The organism is Clostridium rhizosphaerae (assembly GCF_016765585.1).
GTDB classification, from domain to species: domain Bacteria; phylum Bacillota; class Clostridia; order Clostridiales; family Clostridiaceae; genus Clostridium_AT; species Clostridium_AT rhizosphaerae.
The window spans coordinates 91,662-112,011 of sequence record NZ_JAESWC010000007.1; the positions used below are offsets into that span (position 1 = coordinate 91,662).

The window sequence follows — 20,350 nt, forward strand, 5'->3', positions numbered from 1 at the left end:
ACCCATCTCTCTATCTTGGTACTTTAACTTTTGATAGTATATCGCCAAGTACCTGTTCAGGCTTAACCCCTTCAAGTTCAAGCTCAGGCTTTAAAATTATTCTATGCCTTAAAGTTGGCACAGCCATTTTCTTTATATCCTCAGGTATTACATAGTCACGTCCATTATAAGCAGCACATGCTTTGGAACACTGCAATAGTGCAATAGATCCTCTAGGTGAGCTTCCAATATCTATAGTAGGATTATTTCTGGTTTCAGAGATTATTTTTACAATGTATTCTAAAAGCTCCTCATCTACTCTAACTTTCTCTACCTGTTCTCTGCATTTTAATATATCCTCTGCCTTGCATACAGCTTCTAAATTGACCTTATCTAAATCAATGCTTGAAAAGCCCTCATTATGTCTTTTTAAAACTTCTTTTTCTGCATTATTTGAAGGATAATCTATTATAATTTTCATTAAAAATCTATCTACTAAAGCTTCTGGAAGAGGGTAGGTTCCCTCATATTCAAGAGGATTTTGCGTAGCAAATACCATATAAGGAGAAGGAAGCTGGTGCATTTCTCCATCAATGGATACAGTCTGCTCTGCCATAGCTTCTAAAAGTCCTGCCTGTGTCTTTGGCGGTGTACGATTTATTTCATCAGCTAAAAGAAGATTAGTAAATATAGGTCCTTTTTTAAGTTCAAACTCTCTTGTCTGCATATTAAAAATCTTTGTTCCAGTTACATCTGCAGGCATCAAATCAGGAGTAAACTGTATTCTTTTGAAATCTAATGAAAGTGTTCTGGCCAATGCCCTAACCATAAGTGTCTTAGCAAGCCCCGGCACCCCTTCTAAAAGTACATGTCCTCCGCTCAAAAGGCTTATTATGGACTGTTCAATAAGCTCTTCCTGTTCTACTATAACCTTTTTAAGTTCATTATCTATTTTTTGAGCAAGCTCTTTAACTATATTTTTTTCAACGCTTTCCAATATGAATCTCTCCTCTTCTTTAATATCCTGTTTAACTGTTCAATAGTAGTTATAATTTGTATATACTCCTTTGGCTTTCTTTTTACCTTTGAAGTGTTCATAAATTCATAAGCTTGTTTCGCCTTATTCAAAGCTGGTAGTTCTTCTCTTTCCCAATATTCCAGCCAATTTTCATGAGTATGCCTTATCTGATACAGCAAATTTTTATAATAGCTTTCTGCTATCAAATCATAGCTTTTTGCCTGTCTGTATAAAGCAGACGCGGAAAAAAGATATTCATTTTCGCTTCTTTCAACCTCTTCATATAAGGCTATAGGCCTCCCAAAGCGCTTTCCTTTATAATAGAAGAAGGCAGCAAGACACAGAACAAACTGAAATATTAAAAATCTTCCCCATAAAGGTATAAAATCCCACAAAGATACTTTTACAGCAGCCTGGAACAGATTAGTTTCATTGAAATATATTTTTCTGTTATTAAAGTTTGATACCTCGCTTAAAAGGCTGTAAGCATTGCTCGTATTTTCCAATAGAGCCTTATTTGTTATATAAGCTGCATCTGAGGTTATAACAGCTCCTTTTCCATAATTATAAACTGTTATATTACCTCTTATATCTGGATTTACTCCATAATCAACCATATGAATATTTCCTGCAGCCAAACGGACTAATACACCGCCTTTATTGACCCAGGACTTAATGGAGGGACTATTTATGTCAAACTTTCCTCCGGGAACTACAATTTGAATTGTACTGTAGTCCTGTTCCTCTACTGGTTTTAAAACCCTTTCAACAGGCATATTCAGCTTCTTCATAGCTTCATAAAAAACACTTGAACCTAAAGAAGACTTGTTTATTACAGAATAAGCTGGAAGCTGGTTTTCCATCCTGCTTGATACAAAGAATGCTGCAAGTAAAAATACAGGAATTAAAATGATAAAGATAATAAGCTCTCTATACTTTTTAACCTTCATGCTTTATCACCTCATTCCAGAGTAAATTAAAACTGTCACTCCAATTTTTATAAACTTCCTCGCTAGTATCCTTATGACCATACCAGGAATAATTAAATATATCTATTAAATTTCTAAACAAAGGAAGCCTTGAGAAACTATTTTTCTTTAAGAATCTATAAATTTCTTCGTTGGTTTTCGCTTCATCAAGGTATACTAAATTCTTTTCATGCATTAGTAAAAGAAGAGCTATAAAATCAAAACGTAAAGCCTGTCTCAAATCTCCCGACTTTATAAAATCTGAAGCTTTCTTTCTTAAGCTTTGCGGAGTTGTTTTATCATCAATTTTTTCACCAAGTATTTCTGTAACCTTCCTCTTCTTTTCGAAGGTTTTATTTATCTTTATGACTATAACTACAATAATTGATAGTATTACAACAATACCAATTATCATAAATACAGTAGACAAAGTATCTGATATTTGTCCCGGATTGCTGAGGTTATTAAAAGTTTTTTTTAAAAGCTTTAAAAGCCAATCTTTTATAGTATCCTTTGCCTTTTGTATAAAATCTCTTAAGGCGTTGTCAAGATGCTTGTAATCAGGCCTTTTTAGGATACTATGAACAGTGTTGTCAAATTCATTTTTAGATGGAATTATTAAATTCAACAGTTTCACTTAATTGTTTCCTTTCATCATTTTTTTCAATTTCCTTAAGTCTAAGTTCCAAGTCAAACCCTTCTTTCTTAAACCTCTGATTAAAGTACAGCATGGTAAGCATAATAGCAGCAATTGGAGTTATTACCATCCAAAAAATTAAGTTTAGAGGCCAATTAATATAGGTATACACAGAGGTTAGAAAAGTTGTATAATCTTGATTTATATTTAATATCTTTCCAAGCATATACACCCCGCTTGCAATAAGAGCAATTAGAGATTCTATAGATATTCTTATTGCATAGACTACTAGATTAAATAAAACAGAGGCTCCAAACACCTTCCAGTAATCTTTTCTGACCAGCTTAAAGCTTCTTTTTATCGAAGCAAAGGGACCCTTTTTTTCAACTACAAGAGCATGAAGTGCAAAGGAAAACCATGCAGCGTAGGCTGATATTATAAAAATTACTGCTAATACAAATATTATTGAGAAAATAACCATAAGTACTATTCTTCCGTTCAATGCACTCATCATTAAAAAAGTTCTGTCGAAGCTTCCGAAAAACTTTTTTCCTGCTAAATAGATTAGTCCGCCTGCTGGAATAAACATAACTGCTGCACATAAAATAATCACAAAAACTTTAAAGATACTTTTAAAAGAAACTTTTATAGCATCGTGTGCAAAAATACTTTCTTCTAAATATTCCTGACTTGCTATTTTTATAGTTCCTGAATAAAGACTTACCGTAAAGGATGCTCCTAAAATTACTACTATAGAAATAAGAATTACAGGAGCGGCCATATTTCTAGAGGAACTAAAGACAATCCCCCCCAGTGCCAAAAGGATTGCGCTTACAATGACCAAGGCTATTATTAGTAAAAAAGCTATTATTCCATATCCTACAGTAAAAAGTGCAATACTTTTTACATGTTTTCTTAAGGTTTCAATGGATTTATCCATTATTTCAGAAAGATTCATTATGCCCATATAAAATCTCCTATCATATTCATGTTAATCTATATTTTACTATAATTAACAAAAAATAAAAAGGGGCTCCCACAAAACAGTTTAACACGCAGGGTTTAATCGTTTTGTGACAGCACCTTTTAATATTATGCTTCTAATTTTTCCAATCTTTTTGAAGCTTCCATAAGCCTTTGGTGGCTTTGATTATATTTTTTATAAACCTTCATTTTTTCCTTAAGCCTTATTCTTGCATCTCTTTCAGGATGAAGCCTTATGTGTTCCCTGCAATCTTCGGAGCAAAAGCCTTCGTGTATCTTCTCACAGTCCTCGCAGCATAGATGCTGGTCATGACAGTCATCATTTGTACAATTTATATATCTGTCGCTTGGTTTTCCGCAGTGCTTGCATTTTGAAATCACAAGGTCCTCTTCTGTTTGATTAATCTTCACAGAAATTCTTTCGTCAAAAACATAGCACTTTCCATCAAACAGCTTTCCCTTTGTTTCCTCATCCTTTCCATAGGTTACTATTCCACCTTCAAGATGATAAACATCTTGAAAACCTTGATTTAGGAAAACTCCAGTAAGCTTTTCACATCTAATACCGCCTGTACAATAGGTTAATATTTTTTTATCCTTATGCTCTGATAAATTATTTTCTATCCATTCAGGAAACTGCTTAAAGTTTTTAACCTCTGCTTTTATAGCTCCCCTAAAGTGACCTATTTCATATTCATAGTCATTTCTTCCATCAACTATAATAACATCATCTCTTTGAATCATTTCCATCCATTCCTTAGGTTTTAAGTATGTCCCCACAATCTCATTAGGATTTACATCATCCTCTGGAAGAAGTGTTATTATACTAGGTTTATATCTTACATACATTTTTTTGAAGGCATTTTTTTCTTCCTCATCAATTTTAAACACCATATCTGCAAATCTTTCGTCTGCCTTAACTGTCTTCATATAAACTTCTGTTTGTTCAATGGTACCTGAAACTGTTCCGTTCATGCCTTCTTCAGCAACTAAAATACGCCCTTTTAATCCAAGTGATTTGCATAACTCTAAATGTTCCTTGGCAAATTCCTCAGCATTTTCTATCTTCACAAATTTATAATATAATAAAACTCTATACGGCTTATTCATTTTATATTTCAATCCTTTCTAAATCTGCAATATTTAGAATTTAATAATTAAATTACTTATATATCATAAACCATAGAAATATTTTTGTAAATAATAAATATTATCAGTTAATATATTTTATCATAATAAAGACCTCCTAAGCATTTAATATGCCTAAGAGGTCTTATTTTAATTAAAAGACTTCCAAAACTCACCTTGAGTATTTATTATATTCATTATGCTGTTAAAAGGTATTTTAAAAGTTGGGAAACCTGCAGCATACGGAGCTATTTCATAGGGTTCAAAATAAATATATAGATTATTTGCATCAACATAAAAAGGCTGGTTAGGCTTAATTCCTTTATAAGTGTCAGGGAATACGTAAGAATACTGAGGATCAGTTTTTATCATTTCTCCTATTATGTCGCTTAAAACCTTAACATAGCTGCTGTTAGCTTTAAATAAGTCCTTAAGCTCGTAAAATCTTCCGCTTATGAGATCTATGTGAGGATAAATTTTACTTGGCATTCCATGGGCTGCACCAAAGGCAAAATCATAACCGTTTAGCTCCAGTACAAGAAGATTCTTTTTGAAAAATTCTACTGAAAAATCTCCAGTATAGCTTGATTCAAGCTGAACATCCGGCTTAACATATTTAACTCTTGAAAGCTCTTTAAGTCTTCTGTTTACAGCCTGCTGTACAGTTCTGTACTTAATTCCTTCTATTTGAGGATAATATACTAAATAATCTTTGTTTGGCTTATATTTTTCTTCTATTACTCTATACTGATTGTTTAAAGGTATTACAGTATTTTCTCTATATATTACATTTCCAGCTTTATCAAAATAAGTTGTTCTCAAATCAACTAAAGCTCTTATTACATCACCTATTATTGTAAGACTTCCGCTGCCGCTTACCACAGGCAGCTTATTAACAATAGTTCCGCTTCTATCTATAAAAAAGGTATTTTTATTATCACTTGCAGAGGCTAATCCACCTTCAAAGTCTGATATATCATTATATATAAAATCAGTATAAAACTTTCCATTAATATCAGCTAAGGCATACTTATAGCCCAAAAAAGGCTTATCAGAAACTATTGCCTTGCCTACAGCAACTCTGTTTTCACCTAATATATTCATGTTATCGTAATCAGGCTTAAATATTAAATTTCCTTGTTTATCTATAAGCCCATACTTGTAAATATAATCGTTAATTGTATTTATAATCGCTCTTCCATTTTGAAAGTTTTGAGCATTTTGGAACTGAGGCTCAATAACTACCTTGCCCTGCTCATCAATAAAACCATACTTTCCCTCGGGCTCCTTTTGAAAATCCATGAGCCCTTCGCTTAAAATACCAACATAGTTGTAATTAAAGGTATTTAAAGTTTCTCCATTGATTCCAATCAGCTCATATTGATTATCTTTAACCTTAACAACTGTTTTTCCATTCCTAAAATCATTAGCCAGCTCATATTTTGCCTTTATTACTTCATTTCCTTGCCTGTCTAAAAATCCGTACAAGGTATTCCCTTTATCATCTGTATTAGAAAACAATGCTCTTTCGTTACTATAACTTCCTATAAAATTGTAAAACCTCTTCGTTATTACAGTACCTTTTTCATCAATAACTCTAAATCCTTGCTTATCAAGAACTGCTGCTCTGCCTTCTGAAAACTGATTTATAGACTCATACTTAGGTTCCACTATAAAAGCGCCTTTTGTATTAATAAGCCCGTTTAATCTATTTACCTCTACAACTGCAAGACCATTATCTTGAAAATCATAAGCATTGTCATACTTGGGTTTAATTATAAAATCTCCTTTGTTATTTATAAATCCCCACTTTGTACCTTTTGCAGTTCTAACCGGCGCAGGATACAGACTTATAGATGCCTGCTTAACATTTCTAAGAAGATATGAGACGCTTTGGCCGTTTGTTTTTGTATTAAGCATTGTGTACCAATAATCGCCCTGGTTTTTTAAAACAATAATATAGTCCTCATCCTGCCATCTGTATAAAGCTGAAATTTCCAATATGCCATCATTATCTATATCTTTAACAGCTACAGCAGGTTTATTTACTGAATTTCTATGAGCTAATATCACAGCATCCACTGGAAGACAGCTTTGAACAAAATCTACTAAATTAAATTTATTCCACATACCTAAACCTTTCTATAGTTTTGCTACTATAAGCAGTATATGAAATATATTATTTCAGTGTGCTTGTATAAAAATCAAAAACTCTAATGCTTTCTGCACTAGAGTTCTTCTCGTAAATTTATTGTCCGTTTGCTTTCAATATATTTGCCTGATGTACTGGATCTATAATTGGATCAGCATGTCCAGTTGAATTGTAGAAATAAAGATCGCAGTGTCCGTTCATTCCATTTGTTGTACTGTCTGTAGTGCTGTGCGGCATACCTGTTAGGCTTACTGCCATTTGGTAGTTTACCCCGCCTTTTGTAAAGCAAAGCACCATTGGTCTCTTGTGAGAATTTGCCCAGGACCAATCTCCATATATTGATTGCATAATATTTGTATCATTCTGAGTCATAGGAACTATATCACTGTGGTTCGAACCTCCATAGTATCTAACATTGAAGGTCTTTCCTGCAGCTAAGTCCTTAAGAGCTCCTGTAGTTCCAACTGTCCATAATCTCATTGCATTTTCCCAAGTGTATATATCACCGTAACTGTTATTTACTCTTGCTTTCATCATTGTAATTCCAACAGGCTTAACAATTTCCTTTGAATTTACTGGTATGGTTAATGTTTGATTAGGCATTACATAATCTACAACAAGCATATTGGTTTTCATTATTGCATCAACACTTGTCTTATATTTCTGAGCCAATGCCCAAAGTGTATCCCCAGATACTACCTTGTAGTTAACTGTTTCAACTACTTGTATTGGCACAGGAACTGGTGTTGGCAATGGTGCAGGAGCTGGAGTCGGTGTTACAGACGGAGCTGGCACACTTATAGGCATTCCCTCAATTCTCAATACTTGTCCAACTTTGATAACTGATGAAGTTAAATTATTGAGCTTCATTAAATTATCAACAGTTGTTCCATATTTTCTTGAAATAATCCACAAAGTATCCCCTGCTTGAACTATATGAATAGGAGCTACCTTTAAGGTTTGTCCAACATAGATTGTGTCTGCAGTTAGACTATTCCAAAGTTTCAAATCAGAAATAGATACATTAAAATTACTTGAAATCTTCCAAAGTGAATCTCCTGCAATAACCTTGTAGGTTGTTGCAGCTTCTGCAGCATGTGATATTGATGGTATAAAGGTTCCCCCTAGAATACCTGCTGAAATCAATATAGACAGAAGTTTCTTTTTCATAGAACACCTCCTACTTATTTCGACATTTTTTGCACTTCCATTATAACCGATTTCATTGGTAAAATAACCAGGGGGTTAAAACCTCTACTGCCTTTTTTTATCCTATATACTCATTGTTTTTAAACTCTCCAATTTGGACTTTTCCATCCGAAAATATATACATTCCTTTTCCATCTCTAATATCGTCCTTCCACTCACCTATGTATTTATCACCATCTGACCAGGTATGCATACCATAGCCGTGTCTTAAATCATTTTTCCAATCTCCAACATAAGTGTCTCCATCATTCCAAGTGTAGGTACCCTGTCCAGTCTTCTCACTGTTTTCCCAATGCCCTGCATATATTTCTCCGTCCGGCCATGTATATACGCCATAACCATGTTTTTCATCATCTTTCCATTCACCTATATACTTTTCCCCATCAGTCCAGGTATGTGTTCCCTGTCCGTTCATTTTATCATTTTTCCACTGTCCTATGTACTTACTGCCGTCATTATAGAGGTAAGTTCCTTCCCCCTCCATTTTCCCGTCTTTTTTTTCACCTATATAAGTTCCGCCGTGAACATGCTGGCTTTGAGTTTCTCTTACATTTTCTACTTTAAGGTTATTTAACTTTGCATTGCTTATTTTTATATTTTTCATTTTATGATCTCCTTTTCTTTAAATTCGTGTAAATATATAAATATATAATTATTTCAATAGCTATATTATTATCTAAGCTTTAGCTATTTTATTTAAGATTATATCATATAAAATAAAAATACCTATACGCAATCATAAAACTTACTGCTTACAGGTATTTTTTAAAGCTATCTATTCATATTTAACTGCCTCAATTATATTAAGCTTTGAAGATTTTAAAGCTGGGGCAATCGAAGCTGCCATAGTTATTCCTATTCCTAGTATAAAGCACATTCCAAACAAACTATAGGAATAATGCATATTTAAAGGGAGTTCCATTGCTTTCATTACATAGGGTACTATTACTGTAGTTACAAAGCCTGCTGCTACCCCCATGATACCCCCTATCAATCCTACTGACAATGCTTCAATAAATAATATTTTTATGCTCTGTCTTTTACTCATGCCTATTGAGGCAAGTACAGCAAAAGCACGCCTTCTTTCAATAAAGCTTATAATAAAATTATTTATTACTCCAAACCCGCCAATTATTATTGAAACAAAAGGAAATGCAGTAAGCTGCTTCATCATGCTTTCATTTGATTTTGCATTGTCCTCCTCCATATGCTTCAGTGTGTTAATTACATATCTTTTCCCCTTGAATTTGTCATTTAAGGAATTCTTAACAGCATCACTATCTTTACTTGTTTTCACAAAGATTTTGTCATAATTTTTCACTTTAAAATCACTCTTCATATATTTTTCAGGGATAAAAGCATAATTGCCGTTTTCCATTAATGTACTAAATATTGCTGCTACTGTATAACTCCTATCTCCGTTATCTGTTTTTAAAATCAGAGCATCACCTATTTTAACATTAAATCTTGATTTTAAAATAGAAGTTATCATTATATTTCTATCTCCGTCAAAATTCTCAGGTATCCCTTTAACACTGTCAGGAAAATCAACATTAATAAAATCTTTAAACTTTCTTGAATCAATGCTGTCTATAACCATTATCTTGTTATTAGGCACATTATCAATATTAACCTCAACGTTATATTTTGTTCTTATTGGACCTACATCAGTAACTCCTTCTACAGTGCTTATCTTTCTTACATCCTCAGTATTTTCTGTAGTGATATCTACCCTTGGAAATACAGCAACATCGCAATTCCAGGCAGCATAGGCTTTTGAAACCTCCTTATTCATGCTCAGGCTTACAACGTTAATCATAAATAAGGCTGATATACCTATACTTAATAGTGAAATATTATTTAAAAGGCTCTTGTTATCCCTTAAATTTTTAGCAGCAAGGATCCCTTCATTTCCAAATATAATAGAATAAACCGAAGTAAATATTTTAACAAAAACAGTGTTTATATAAGGAATAATTAAAACCACAGAAATCATAACACTAAACACTGCAGTTAAATTTATTATCATCGCTATAGTTTGATTTTTGGGTGAGTTCATAGGTCCTAAAAGACTGTAGGCCAATAATATAATTGCAAGCATTAGCTTCCAATATTTTTTCTTTTTGGCACTTTCAACTTTATTTAATACAATATCTTTTACAGGAACCTTAGATACTCTAGCAATAGGAACAATTGCACTTATAAAAGAGACAAGTACTCCAAATAAAAAAGCAGTAAATAAAGCTGAGGTCTTGAATTCCAAGGTTGGAGTAATATATTTTTTATACGGATTCATAAGTACTCCAACAACATAAAGTATACCTATGCCCAAAAAGTCTCCAATGATACTTCCTATCAATCCATAAATAACACTTTCCGCCACAAGTACTATATTTGTCATTTTCTTTGTAGCTCCAATACTTCTAAAGGTTCCTATTACAGGCATCCTCTCCATTATAATAACCTTAAAAGCAGTATATATTATAAACATGCTCATAATAAGTACTATTGCAAGCATCATAGTAAAAGAGGTTCTAACCATCTGAAGATCCTGATCCAGTTCCTTTTCATTTATAGCTTCTTCAACATCATAATTTTTATAGACCTCTTTTAACTCCTTTATAAGAGGCTGCTTGTCATTTAAATCCTTTGCCTTAACATATATTGCGGTAGCTTTTCCTTTTGCTGAATTAAATTCCTCCAAAGTACTCTTTGGTGCCACTGCCACCATATCATTTTGTTCTGTTTTAAAGTAGGAGGTTCCTTTAGCTACACCTGCTATGGTAAATACCTGATTATTTTCTCCTATTTTAAGTTTAATTTTTTCTCCTGCCTTTAGAAAATACTTGTCCGCCATTTTTTCACTTATGATAAGTTTATTTCCTTCAAAGGGCTTTATACTAAACTCTTCTTTCAGAATGACCGGATTAATTTTTTCTAAATCTTCATAAGCAATTCCTCTAAGCACTACATTAATACTCTCATCCTTATTTACGGCATAGCTTCCGGCTCCGTTCATCATTCCTATAACATAATCCGTTCTATCTTGAAAGCCTTTTGCAGCATCAGGCTTTAAAAACTTAGACGGCGACTTTTGATTTGCGCTTATAATTATATCTGAGTTTCCTATAGAACTTCTAATCATGGTAATATAAGAGCTTTTATAACTTTCAGAAATGCCATTTGAGGCAAAAAATAAAGCACAGGAAGCTGCTACAGATATGGTTATAAGCAAGGTTCTAAGCTTCTTTTCTTTAATATTTTTCAGTATAAATTTAATTATTATCCTCAAACTATCATCGCCTTTCAAGCTGCAAGGCTAGTTCTTGCTTATTTCAACATCTACGCTGTAATCAGGCAGAAGCTTTGAACTTGCATCTACAGAAATCTCAACAGGTATTGTTGTTTCCCCATTTTGTTTTACTGCCTTGCTAGGTATTTTTGTTACCTTTCCTGTAACCTTATTAGACTTGTCAAACTTAGGTATAATAGTAACAGACTTTCCTTCCTCCACATCTTTAATAAATTCTTCATCCACGTTGGCAACTACATAAATACTGTTTAAATCCATGAGACTTAATACCTTTTGCTGAGCAGTTATAACATCGCCTTTGTTATAATTAACCTCGCTAACAACAGCATTATCCATATCGCAGATTATACTCCCGCTGCTTATATAATTTCTGTTAAGCTTTGCTTTAAGTCCATCAATCTCTGCCTGCTGTGCAGATATCTTTAAGCTTTGAGCATTCTTTTGATTTGTTGTGATCATATCCTTTCTTAAAGTCCAGTCTGCATCAATAGTTTTCTGTTTTTGTGTAACAAGGGTATTATAATCAGATAAATCCAGTTCAACTAATTTTTCACCCTTTTTCACCTTCTGACCGTCTCTAACATTTATACCGGATGCTTTTGCCTGAGCTCCCATGGGCAGATCAATAACTATATTTTCAATATTGGATGCTTTAACAACTCCAGAGGTTTCAACCACATTTTTAGCTTCCTTTGCCATTACAGGCTTGCTTTCCTTGCTTGCATCCTGTGCTTTTCCGCAGCCTGCTGAAAACACCACAACTCCTGCAAGCCCTAAAACTAAAATTATTCTATTCTTTTTCATTACCCTTCAACTACCTTTCCATCTTTAACATAAACAATTCTTTGTCCATACCCTGCTGCTTCTTTAGAATGAGTAACCTGAACTATAGTTTTCTTTTTCTCCAAGTTAATCTTTCTTAAAAGCTCCATAACTTCTGTTCCTGTTTTACTGTCAAGATTGCCTATAGGCTCATCAGCTAAAATAACATCGGGATCTCCCACAAGGGCTCTTGCAATGGCTACTCTTTGCTGCTGTCCTCCTGAAAGCTCTCTCGGAGTATGCTTTCTTCTATCAGCAAGTCCAACAACCTCTAAAATTTCTTCAAGTCTTTCCTTATAGCTTTTTAGCTTTTTGCCATCTAAAAGCAGAGGCAGCATTATATTCTCCTCAACGTCAAGATTAGGAATCAGATTATAAAACTGAAAAACAAAACCTACATTTCTTCTTCTCATAATGCTCTGTTCCTTATCCTTCATATAGGAAAGTTCTTTTCCTGCAATCTTTACACTTCCTGAAGTTGGCTTATCCAATCCGCCAAGAAGATATAAAAGAGTACTCTTCCCAGACCCAGAAGGTCCCATTATAGTAACAAATTCTCCTTCTTTTATTTCAAGGTCAATATTTTTTAGAACCTCAACCTCTACTTCTCCAAGCTTAAAGGTTTTTACTAAAGCTTTAGCCTCAATGACAGCTTCATCTAATACCTCCATAAATCTACTTCCTTTCCAGCTACTATTGTTGATTTTTTAACATACATAAATTTTAGACGTATATATTCCACAATATCCCACGGATAAAATTAGAAATACTTACTTAAAAATACTTTTATTACTTAAGTACTAATATTAACTTTTAAATATTTATAAAGAATACTACACAAAAATATTGCACAACCTAAAGCTATATATCCTGCCAGAAAGAAGGTATAGCTTATGGATACTAGAAACATTCAACGTGAAGAGATTGAAAACATATACGGAAAAATAAGTCCTTTTGAATTTAAAAACAAATTGATTCACCTTGCAGCAGATCAAAAGGAAAAGAGTGCTCATGCCCTTTTAGATGCCGGTCGCGGCAACCCAAACTGGACTGCAGCAACTCCACGTGAAGCTTTCTTTACTTTTGGTCTTTTTGCTGTTGAAGAAACCAGAAGAGTTTGGAATGAGGGTGACTTAGCTGGCATGCCTCAAAAGGAAGGTATTGCTGATAGGCTGAATAATTATCTTGATAGAAATCCTAATGCTCCCGGTGGAGAGCTTTTAAGAAAGATAATATCCTATGGAGTAGAAAGATTAGGCTTTATTCCAGATGACTTTGTACATGAATTAGCTGATGCAATTATTGGAGATAATTATCCTGTCCCCGATAGAATGCTTATACATATTGAAAAAATTGTACATGAATACTTAGTTCAGGAAATGTGCTACAACAAGCCATCTAAAGGAAGATTCAACGTATTTGCAGTGGAGGGTGCTACTGCAGCTATGTGCTACATATTTGACACCTTAATAGCAAATGAGCTTCTTCAAAGAGGAAGTAAGATAGCTCTAGCGGTTCCAATATTTACTCCATATCTTGAAGTTCCTCATCTGCCCCGCTATAACTTTGAGGTGGTTTATCTGAGAGCTTCAGAGCTTACTAAAGACGGCACCCATACATGGCAGTATCCAAATTCAGAGCTTGATAAACTTAAAGATACAAGCATAAAAGCTTTATTCTGTGTGAATCCAAGCAACCCTCCCTCGGTTGCTATGAGACCTGAATCTGTTAAGTACTTGGTTGATATAGTAGAAAATGATAATCCTGACTTAATGATTATATCAGATGATGTATATGGAACCTTTGTTGATGGTTTCCGTTCCTTAATGGCTGATCTGCCTTATAATACAATTGGCGCCTACTCCTACTCAAAATATTTTGGAGTAACAGGCTGGAGGCTTGGAACCATTGCTATCCATGAAAAAAATGTGTTTGATAAGCTAATAAAAGAACTTCCTGAACATATAAAAAGAGAACTTACACAAAGGTATGAAGGAATCTCAACAAATCCTGAGCATATTCCTTTTATAGATAGAATTGTAGCTGACAGCAGACAGGTTGCCCTAAATCATACCGCAGGACTATCTACTCCTCAACAGGTTCAAATGGCCTTCTTCTCTGCTTTTTCACTAATAGATAAAGAGAATAAATACAAGAAGCTGACCATGGATATATGCCGAAGACGCCAAAAGCTTCTATTCGAGGGACTTGGCTTAGACTTAAGAAAAGATATTTACGATGCTGCCTACTACACTGAATTTGATCTTCTTGAATGGGCCAGCCACTACTACGGAAAAGAATTTGCGGATTATCTTCAGGCTAATCATAAGCCTGTACATGTGCTCTATCGCCTGGCTCAGGAATTTTCAATAGTTCTTTTAAGCGGAGGAGGCTTTCAGGGACCTGAATGGTCTATTAGAATTTCTCTTGCAAATTTAAATGACGAAGCTTACTCAAGAATAGGAAAAATGCTGCATAAGATACTGCAGGAATATGTTGCCGAGTGGGAAAAAAGCAAAAAATTATAAAATGCAGCTGATTAAAATAAGATTGGGAACTAAATGACCGCAGGCTGAGTGTAAAGACCGAGAGCAGGTGTAGAAAATAATATTTTAATTTGATTGATGACTTTGCCCATGTTCTTGGCGAAGTAATGCTGAAAAGCTTAGAGCCTCTCTCTGAGCAAGCTAAAAGTATTTTAAGTTTACTAAAGACTTTTTAAAGCCTGCGGCTATTAAAGTAACAAAAAGCTAAAGCGAATTTATAGAGACTCTTAGCTTTTCAGTATTGCAAGCCTTAGAACATACGCAAAGGAATCATAAAATAAAATATTATTTTCTACACAAAGCTCTAAGGTCTTTACGCCCCAGCCTGCAGCAACTTTATTCCGCAATCTACTTATTAGGCATGATAAATTATTTACCAACTACACATTAAGGCCTGTGCTTTGCACTGGCTTTTCTCTTTTTAAGAGACCACTTAGCATAACCAACGCTGCAATTATATCTATGATAAGTCCGAATATTATTGCATAATTTGTTCCAAATTCAGTGAACACGAATCCAAATATAGGCGCACTTATTATTGCAGATAATCCTATAATAGATTCTGAAAGACTTAAACAGCTTGCCTTATATTTCGCTGGTGCAAGTTCATAAATATAAGTTTTATAGGAAGCTGCAACAAGACCGAAGGCAAACCCTGAAAATACTCCCATAATCATTACTGCTGCTGCGTTATTAAATATTAAAATTACAGTTAATCTTACTATCTGAAGAAGAAAGGCTATAAAAATAAGACTTTTACTGTGAAATTTCCTTAAAAGCTTTGCTGCAAGGAAAAATGTAATTATTTCCGGTGAAGCGTCAAAGAAATAGGTAAGCCCTAAACTTCTTGCTCCTCCTCCGAAATCTGAAACCAAAACTCCAAGATAGCTGTATATTCCTCTCATAACAAAATTATACGTAAACATAATAGCTATCATTACTAGTATTGGTTTTATCTTAAAAATCTGTCCGAAGGCTTCCTTTATAGAAACTTGCTCGTTCTCTTTATGCGTAATTTGCTTTTCACTGTCTGCCATAAAGTATATGATTACTAAAGTTAATATAACTGCCGCTAATATATAATAACTGTAAATTTTCCAGCCTATACTTTGAAGTATAATTCCTAAAAAAGCTCCAGAAAAACCGTATCCTATGGATCCGAAGCCTCTTACTCTTCCAAAGTTTTTTTGCTCATTATGCTTTGTTAATATATTTATACACCATGCTTCTGAAAGAGAGTTAGTGCCAACAACAAAGAAGCCCCAAATAAAAATAATGATATAAATCTGCCAATTAGCAGTGCAGAAAGCCATACCTATTCCTACTAAAAGCCCCATGCTTATGCAGGCAAACATTATCTTTTTTATCTGCCTGAACTTATCAACTAAATATCCTATAAAGCTTTGACCTATTAGACCGGCTAACGTATATATTGTTACAGCTATGCTTACATCTTTTTTAGAAAAACCAAGTTGTGCTATGTACATCGTATACATTCCAGTTACACTTAATATCATAGCCCAGTATATAAACATAAAAATCCTGAACCTTTTAATATCCTTATTCATTTTATGCCCTTCCCCCTTGACCACTAAAATTATTGTTACCATTAAAAGTATATCATACTTAATTCTAAAAATTCATCTTGTACTATTGCAATTTATTAAATTTAAGAGCATAATAAAAATATATTAGTTGATAATAATTCTCATAATATTCAAAATACATGGAGGTCTAAAATGGAAAAACTACTTATAAGCAATGAAGCCTACGAAGAATTTGTAGAATTCTTAAAAGACAACAAAATAGACAATTTTAATATAAGAATCAATTATGCAGGTTCTGGCTGCAGCGGTCCATCCTTTGATATTTCAGTTAGTGAGCCAGAAGAAGGCGATGTTGTAGAAAAAGTCAACGACATAAGCTTCTTAATAAAGCCTGAAATTATTGATGAGTTTGGTATACTTACAATATTATCTTCAGAAGAAAATGATGGAAGAGGAATGTCACTAAGACCACTTATAGAACCAGTAGGCGGATGTGCAGGCTGCTCAGGCTGTCACTAACATAAAAGGCATCACGATATCTTTTTATCTAAATATCGTGATGCCTTTTCTATTTAAATAAATTCGCACTTGTCACCGGTGTAATATAGAACAAGCTGGTGAAGTGCTCTAGTACATGCTATATACAATAGTCTTCTGTCAAAATCACTTTTATAATTTTCTTTTGAAGCATTATAAACAAGTACTGCATCAAATTCCAACCCCTTAGAAAGATAGGATGGAATAATAACCACCGAACTTTTGCTGTCATATTTCTTATCTCCTAAAGTCTTAATCTCAATTAGACTTCCTAGGCTTTTTTGTATCCTTTCTGCTTCCTTTTTATCTTTGCAAATTATTGCTATATTTTTATATCCCTTATTATGAAATTCATCAATCTCTATGCAAATCTCCTTATTAACACTTTCTATGTCCTTCATAAATTTAACTTCCGGTTCAGCTTCATGTCTTTCAAAGGATGCAAAATCCTGTTTTTCTTTAAGCAGCCTTTGATTAAAAGCATTAATTTCAAAGGAAGACCTATAACTTTTATTTAAGTTAAGCTTAACTGTTTTAGTTTTATGAAGTATTTTTTCTACATAGTCATATAAATCTTTGCTGCCCTGTTTTTCAAGAGTTTGATTAAAATCTCCAAGCACAGTATATCTTGAAGCTTTAAATAAAAGTTTATAAATATGATAATGCATTGGGTAGTAGTCCTGAGCTTCATCGATTACAACCTGCTTAACCTCATCGTAGTTTTCGCTACCTTCAAGTTTTAATTTTAAATACAATAGTGCAGCTGCATCCTCGTAGGATACAAAGCCTTTATTTAAATTGTTTCTTGTGTCAGTAATAATTCTATCTATATTTTCAGGTAGGTCTATATCTTTAGAAAGTCTTAAAAGCAAATTTCTGTCCTCAAAAAGCAATTTATATAGTTTAGTACAATCTATATAAGTAAAACTTCGTATATGCTCCATAAGCTTATTTGCTTCCTTAATAGCTAACAGCCTGCTGAAGGATTTTATTTCAAACATGTGAGTTTCGGTAGTTCTTTCAACTATCTTTTCTATTAACTCAAGCCTCTCTTTTCTTAATGGATGAATTTTATTTAATATCATATTTTCTATTCTTGCAAGCCTTTTAGCCATAGGCATATTAATCTTATTATTTAGAAAAATACTCTTTAACTCCTGGGCTGTTTCAATAGTCTTTCCATGATAGTATATATCCTTAAATGAAAGCAATCTTCTTTCGTAGTATTCAAGCAGTCTGTCAAGAATCTTCACAAATTCATTTGAGCCCTTAAACTTTATGCTTTCAAGACTTGCATCAAAGCTTTCACTGCCTTGAAGCTCAATAAGCCTTTCCATCTGCTGCTGTCTTGATTCTCCCTTTATTAAATCTTCAAAGATTATCTGCTGTACATTTTCCTCTCCTAATTCAGGAAGTACATCTGAAATATAATTACTGAAAATTGAATTTGGTGAAATGATTAAAACATCATTTGCGTTAAGTTTCGAGTTCAGCCCTTCATAAAGTAAATAGGCTATTCTATGAAGAGCGATAGAAGTCTTTCCGCTGCCTGCTGCTCCCTGTACAATCAAAAGCTCGTTTTCAGTGTCTCTTATAACTATATCCTGCTCCTTTTGAATAGTCTCAACTATGCTTTTCATTTTATCAGAAGAGTTTCTGCCTAAAACCTCCTGCAGCATTTCATCATTGATTCTTATACTGCTGTCAAAAAAATACTTAAGCTTTGAAGCTTCAATTTTATACTGCCTTTTTAATAAAACATCCCCATATATTTTCCCCGCAGGCGAATTATAAAAACCTCTTCCTAATTCATTCCTGTAAAACATACTGCAAATTGGAGCACGCCAATCATAAACATATATATCTTCTGTTCTTTTATCCATTAAATTAGAAAGTCCTACATAAATCTTTTCAATTTCATCAAAACCCTCTTCAGAAAAATCAAATCTTCCGAAGTAAGGAGATTTGAGCATTTTTTCATACTTGTCAATTCTCTTTTGAACGCTTGTATAACCTATGGTTTCTGTATTGACCTCATTTAAATATTGATTCATTTCGGGCACTCCGTCAAAATCCTCGGAAGAATGCGAGCTCTTTTCCCACATTTCTCTTCTTGAAGCCATAACCTTGGTAAGCCTGGAATTTAAGGCTTCTTTTTCCTTTTGAAGCTCAGTTTTGATGACATCTAAAGTTTTTTCCAGATACCTGTTTTCTTCCCTTTGAATGTCGTTAAAGTTTTCCATTTAACCACTCTCCCCATATTTTTTTAAAATCCCTTGACATCATTACCAGCTTTGTGCTATGATTATAGTATAAATTTTGATGATAATGATATCATTGTTATAATTGTACACAAAACTTAATTATACTTTATAATTTTAGTTTTGTAAAGAATGACTTTTAAGCTGTGATTTTTAAATTTAAATCACAGCTTTTTTATTTTTATAAAAAATAAACTGCGATGTCATACTCACCGCAGCTTTAAAAACATATTATTTTAGTTTGTAATATCTTGTCCCATCAATAATTCTAAAAATGATGATTAATATAATCACCTCAGGTATATCGTTAATAAGAGTTAAGTAGCTATTTTTTTGATATGCCAAAAAAATTATTATTGCTGCTGTCATAGAAAATACACTTATGACTATAAAACTCATTCCAAAATTTTTTATAAACTTTATCTCCTCAACACTTTCTTCTTCGTTTTCACAGCTTGAATTTAAAATGCCTTTCTTTACAATTAAGTATCCAAAAACAAATGTTCCAGCACTCATTAATATGCACATTATTACCCCAGCAGCATATGTTGGCTCCACTTAATCATCCCCTATTGTATAATTTCTTACTAAAATACTAACATTTTTTAGTTCTTAAATTCTACAAAATATCGTGAAATGGTATGTTTTTAGTCGTGAAATACATATGTAACTTCATTTGCGGTGAAAAAAGTCCCTTTTGCGGAAAATCTATTGTAACTTTTCAGAATTTTTAGTACATTAAAGCTGATATATAGCACAAAGGTTATATTATAAGAAGGTGATTTTTATGGTATTTGAATACGAAAAGCTCAGCTTTAAAAATCTAATATCTGTTAGAAAGGTTATGAGTTATAAGGATATCAAATGTGAAATAGAGAATCTGGCGAAGGTAATTAAGAACTATAATGCATGGAGCCTAGGTCTTGCTTTTGCTAGACCCTACGATATTACTGAAATAGGGTCTGATAAATTCTTTGATATGGAAATACTTATCCCTGTTGATAAAAAAGTACCTGATTATAAGGACTACAAATTTATAGATAATTTTAACCTTTTTAACACCTTTAAAATAACACATTCAGATAGCGCAGAATCACTTGAAGATGTAATTTCTGATATCGGTGAGTATACTCTAAGCAAAAATCTCAATCCCCCTACTTTTGCATTTAATATTAACAGCGATTATGCCTCTATTATATCCTTAACACATGAATCTGAAGTAGATATATACATTTCAATGTAAAAAAGA

17 protein-coding genes are annotated in these 20,350 nt (G+C 33.3%); 3 read left to right on the forward strand and 14 right to left on the reverse strand.

The window, feature by feature from the left end:
• Positions 1-10 precede the first annotated feature (10 nt).
• The 11 genes from JK636_RS12315 to JK636_RS12365 form a co-directional block, all read right to left on the reverse strand.
• Positions 11-976, reverse strand: a complete 966-nt coding sequence (locus tag JK636_RS12315) for an AAA family ATPase (protein WP_202749310.1) — start codon at positions 974-976, stop codon at positions 11-13.
• Positions 952-1,947, reverse strand: a complete 996-nt coding sequence (locus tag JK636_RS12320; RefSeq protein ID WP_202749311.1) for a DUF4350 domain-containing protein — start codon at positions 1,945-1,947, stop codon at positions 952-954. Before JK636_RS12320 ends, JK636_RS12315 begins: the two co-directional genes overlap by 25 nt.
• Positions 1,937-2,602: a hypothetical protein gene (locus JK636_RS12325; RefSeq protein ID WP_202749312.1), complete on the reverse strand. Its 666-nt coding sequence runs from the start codon at positions 2,600-2,602 to the stop codon at positions 1,937-1,939. Before JK636_RS12325 ends, JK636_RS12320 begins: the two co-directional genes overlap by 11 nt.
• Positions 2,571-3,569, reverse strand: coding sequence for a DUF7847 domain-containing protein (locus tag JK636_RS12330; RefSeq protein WP_202749313.1), 999 nt, complete (start codon positions 3,567-3,569; stop codon positions 2,571-2,573). Before JK636_RS12330 ends, JK636_RS12325 begins: the two co-directional genes overlap by 32 nt.
• 125 nt (positions 3,570-3,694) lie before the next feature.
• Positions 3,695-4,696, reverse strand: coding sequence for an oxygen-dependent tRNA uridine(34) hydroxylase TrhO (trhO, locus tag JK636_RS12335; RefSeq protein ID WP_202749314.1), 1,002 nt, complete (start codon positions 4,694-4,696; stop codon positions 3,695-3,697).
• A 168-nt stretch (positions 4,697-4,864) separates the two neighbouring features.
• A complete protein-coding gene (locus JK636_RS12340) occupies positions 4,865-6,844 on the reverse strand; it encodes a WG repeat-containing protein (RefSeq protein WP_202749315.1) in 1,980 nt (659 codons plus the stop codon).
• A gap of 118 nt (positions 6,845-6,962) precedes the next feature.
• Positions 6,963-8,036 carry a LysM peptidoglycan-binding domain-containing protein gene (locus JK636_RS12345; RefSeq protein WP_202749316.1) on the reverse strand — a complete coding sequence of 358 codons (1,074 nt, stop codon included), beginning with the start codon at positions 8,034-8,036 and terminating at the stop codon, positions 6,963-6,965.
• Between the two features lie 97 nt (positions 8,037-8,133).
• On the reverse strand, positions 8,134-8,679 hold the full coding sequence (locus JK636_RS12350) for an MORN repeat-containing protein (RefSeq protein ID WP_202749317.1): 546 nt from the start codon (positions 8,677-8,679) through the stop codon (positions 8,134-8,136).
• A gap of 171 nt (positions 8,680-8,850) precedes the next feature.
• Positions 8,851-11,367, reverse strand: a complete 2,517-nt coding sequence (locus tag JK636_RS12355) for an ABC transporter permease (RefSeq protein WP_202749318.1) — start codon at positions 11,365-11,367, stop codon at positions 8,851-8,853.
• Positions 11,368-11,394: 27 nt separating this feature from the next.
• The gene (locus tag JK636_RS12360) at positions 11,395-12,192 is read right to left on the reverse strand and encodes an efflux RND transporter periplasmic adaptor subunit (RefSeq protein ID WP_202749319.1); all 798 of its coding nucleotides are present in this window, start codon (positions 12,190-12,192) and stop codon (positions 11,395-11,397) included.
• On the reverse strand, positions 12,192-12,881 hold the full coding sequence (locus JK636_RS12365) for an ABC transporter ATP-binding protein (RefSeq protein ID WP_202749320.1): 690 nt from the start codon (positions 12,879-12,881) through the stop codon (positions 12,192-12,194). The genes JK636_RS12360 and JK636_RS12365 overlap by 1 nt, the downstream gene beginning before the upstream one ends.
• Before the next feature lie 222 nt (positions 12,882-13,103).
• Here JK636_RS12365 and aspD point away from each other — a divergent pair, with 222 nt between their 5' ends.
• Positions 13,104-14,738: an aspartate 4-decarboxylase gene (gene aspD / locus JK636_RS12370; protein WP_202749321.1), complete on the forward strand. Its 1,635-nt coding sequence runs from the start codon at positions 13,104-13,106 to the stop codon at positions 14,736-14,738.
• Positions 14,739-15,136: 398 nt separating this feature from the next.
• Here the strand turns inward: aspD and JK636_RS12375 are convergent, their stop codons facing one another.
• Positions 15,137-16,324 carry an MFS transporter gene (locus tag JK636_RS12375; RefSeq protein WP_202749322.1) on the reverse strand — a complete coding sequence of 396 codons (1,188 nt, stop codon included), beginning with the start codon at positions 16,322-16,324 and terminating at the stop codon, positions 15,137-15,139.
• Between the two features lie 171 nt (positions 16,325-16,495).
• Between JK636_RS12375 and JK636_RS12380 the strand changes: the two genes are divergently transcribed.
• Positions 16,496-16,822, forward strand: a complete 327-nt coding sequence (locus tag JK636_RS12380) for a HesB-like protein (protein WP_202749323.1) — start codon at positions 16,496-16,498, stop codon at positions 16,820-16,822.
• 53 nt (positions 16,823-16,875) lie between these two features.
• On the opposite strand, the gene JK636_RS12385 is transcribed toward JK636_RS12380, so the two are convergent.
• On the reverse strand, positions 16,876-19,083 hold the full coding sequence (locus JK636_RS12385) for a HelD family protein (protein ID WP_202749324.1): 2,208 nt from the start codon (positions 19,081-19,083) through the stop codon (positions 16,876-16,878).
• A 249-nt stretch (positions 19,084-19,332) separates the two neighbouring features.
• The gene (locus JK636_RS12390; protein ID WP_202749325.1) at positions 19,333-19,659 is read right to left on the reverse strand and encodes a hypothetical protein; all 327 of its coding nucleotides are present in this window, start codon (positions 19,657-19,659) and stop codon (positions 19,333-19,335) included.
• Between the two features lie 229 nt (positions 19,660-19,888).
• Here JK636_RS12390 and JK636_RS12395 point away from each other — a divergent pair, with 229 nt between their 5' ends.
• Complete coding sequence (locus JK636_RS12395; RefSeq protein WP_202749326.1) at positions 19,889-20,344, forward strand: hypothetical protein; 456 nt, start codon at positions 19,889-19,891, stop codon at positions 20,342-20,344.
• The last annotated feature ends 6 nt before the right edge of the window (positions 20,345-20,350 follow it).